The sequence below is a fragment of the Brasilonema octagenarum UFV-OR1 genome (assembly GCF_963888615.1).
GTDB classification, from domain to species: domain Bacteria; phylum Cyanobacteriota; class Cyanobacteriia; order Cyanobacteriales; family Nostocaceae; genus Brasilonema; species Brasilonema sennae.
This window is the reverse complement of the sequence record NZ_CAWPKW010000286.1, coordinates 1-2322: the sequence shown is the minus strand read 5'-3', so window position 1 is coordinate 2322 and position 2322 is coordinate 1. Positions and strand designations below refer to the sequence as shown.

The following is a 2322-nucleotide window of genomic DNA, read 5'->3' as shown; positions in this document are numbered from 1 at the left end:
TGGTGGTGGTGTTTGCAGGACAACATCTCACCTATCAAGAATTGAATGCCCGTGCCAATCAACTGGCGCATTACTTGCAAACACTGGGAGTAAAACCAGAGGTGTTAGTAGGCATTTGCGTTGAACGTTCTATAGATATGGTTGTGGGACTGCTGGGGATTCTTAAAGCAGGTGGAGCTTATGTACCTTTAGATCCAGCGTATCCGCAAGAGCGCTTAGCTTATATGTTGGAAGATTCCCAGGTGTCAGTACTGCTGACTCAGGAGAAATTGGTGGCTAAACTCCCTCAACATCAAGCGCGTGTGATTTGCTTGGATACAGACTGGGAAGTGATACTACGCGAGAGTAACGAGAATCCGGTGAGTGGGGTAAGATCTGAAAACTTAGCTTATGTCATTTACACCTCTGGTTCAACAGGCAAACCCAAAGGCGTGATGATTTCCCACCAAGCCATTTGCAATCATATGTTGTGGATGCAGGAGTCTTTTCCTCTAACCGAGGCAGACAAAGTGCTACAGAAAACTCCTTTAAGCTTCGACGCTTCAGTCTGGGAAATCTATGCGCCGTTGCTGGTAGGAGCTCAGTTGATTATAGCTCGACCTGGAGGTCATCAGGAAAGTGCTTATTTAGTTCAGGTGATTGCTGAGCAGAAGATTACACATATTAAACTTGTTCCTTCCTTGCTGCGAATCCTTCTCGAAGAAGAGGGGTTGAAAAACTGTAACTCCCTGCGACGTGTATTTTGCGGGGGTGAAGTTATGCCAATCGAACTTCAAGAGCGTTTCAAAGCCAATTTAGATGCACAGTTGTACAATCTCTACGGACCAACTGAAGCTTGCATTGATGCAACTGCATGGAATTGCCAACGGGGAAATCAGCATCAAATTGTTCCCATTGGTCAACCAATTGCCAACACGCAAATTTATATTCTAGACAGCCATCTCCAAAGCGTTCCTATTGGAGTTATAGGCGAACTGCACATTGGAGGTGTTGCTCTTGCCCGAGGCTACCTCAACCGCCCGGAGTTGACACAGGAGAAATTCATCCCCAACCCGTTTGAAAATTCAAAATTAAATCGTTTGTATAAAACTGGGGACTTAGCCCGCTACCTTCCTGACGGTAACATTGAGTTACTCGGTCGGATTGATAACCAGGTGAAAATTCGTGGCTTCCGTATCGAGTTAGGGGAAATTGAAGCGGTTCTTAGGACACATCCTCAAGTACGAGAAGCGGTGGTAACAGTCAACCAAGAGCAAGCAGATAACAAGTACCTAGTTGCTTATATTGTTCCTCACCAAGAATCATTAAGCATTCGTGAGGTGCGTAACTTCCTCAAACAGAAGTTGCCCGATTACATGATACCATCTGCTTTTGTGATGCTCGAAGCTATGCCTTTGACTCCTAGCGGCAAGGTAGACCGACGTGCCCTGCCTGCACCAGATAGGACACAGGGTCAGATATTAGACTTTGTACCACCTCGCACACCTACTGAAGAAGTCATTGCCAACATTTTCGTCTCTGTCCTCAAACTAGAACAAGTGGGCATCCATGACAACTTTTTTGAATTGGGAGGACATTCCCTGCTTGCTACTCAAGTCATTTCCCGATTGCAGCGAACTTTTAACGTCGAGATTCCCCTGCGCTACTTATTTGAATCCCCCACAGTAGCAGAGTTAGACCAGTCCATCGGTCGCGATCGCCTGACCGTACAACTGATGATACCATCTATCGAACCAGTGCCAAGGGATACGAATCTACCCTTGTCATGGGCGCAAGCTAGACTTTGGTTCCTAGATCAGCTGGAGGACAAAAGTGGAACCTACAATATGCCCCTTGCACTACAAATTACCGGAAATTTAACGGTAGACGCCCTTGAGCAAGCAATAACCGAAATCGTTCGGCGTCACGAGGTATTGCGTACCAGCTTTCAGGTAGTGAATGATACTCCAGTGCAGGTCATTGATTCCACTGCAACTGTAACTTTACAAGTAGTGGACTTGCAAGGCGTTGAGGAAGATAAACAATCTGCACAAGTGCAACGGTTAGTCACCTTAGAGGCACAAAAACCCTTTGATCTTAAGACCTGTCCTTTGCTGCGGGTGAGTCTATTGCAACTGGGTGAACAGTCCCATGTGCTGCTCGTGACCATGCACCATATTGTCTCTGATGGTTGGTCAATGGGGATATTTATCCAAGAGTTGTCGATTTTATATCAAACTTTTTTATCGGGAGAACCTTCTCCTTTACCAGAGTTACCCATCCAGTATGCTGATTTTGGTGTTTGGCAGCAACAGTGGTTGAGTGGGGAAGTCTATGAAACCA

The 2322-nt window shown here is 46.0% G+C and carries 1 protein-coding gene; it reads left to right on the top strand.

Annotated elements, in window-relative coordinates:
- Nucleotides 1–2322, top strand: a 2322-nt coding sequence (locus AC5590_RS24575) for a non-ribosomal peptide synthetase (RefSeq protein ID WP_169268960.1), incomplete at both ends; no start/stop codon positions are given.